1 protein-coding gene is annotated in these 239 nt (G+C 57.3%); it reads right to left on the bottom strand.

Annotation, left to right across the window (positions count from 1 at the left end; genetic code table 11):
- On the bottom strand, positions 1-239 hold a 239-nt coding region (locus AC0L2V_RS32305; RefSeq protein ID WP_473522204.1), incomplete at both ends, for a hypothetical protein.

The following is a 239-nucleotide window of genomic DNA, read 5'->3' as shown; positions in this document are numbered from 1 at the left end:
GCGATACAGTCACGTCCTTGAGCTTGAGCTTAAGGAGCGACTTAAGGTCGATGTCGAGGAGGTCCTTAAGTATACCGAGCAGCAGAGCGGGAGTCATCGTGTCCATACTGGGCGTAATAACGGTGACCTTGATGCCTATGAAGCGCAGCGAAGTGACCGTCGATTGCCGCGAAGCATCCCGGCGGGCGCCCGCCGGATGCCAACCGAACAGATCAAGATCCACTTGCGCGCCGACATGT

This window comes from Mesorhizobium sp. WSM4814 (assembly GCF_055811595.1).
Note: the sequence above shows the minus strand (reverse complement) of the source record. Positions and strands in the feature narration are given on the sequence as shown.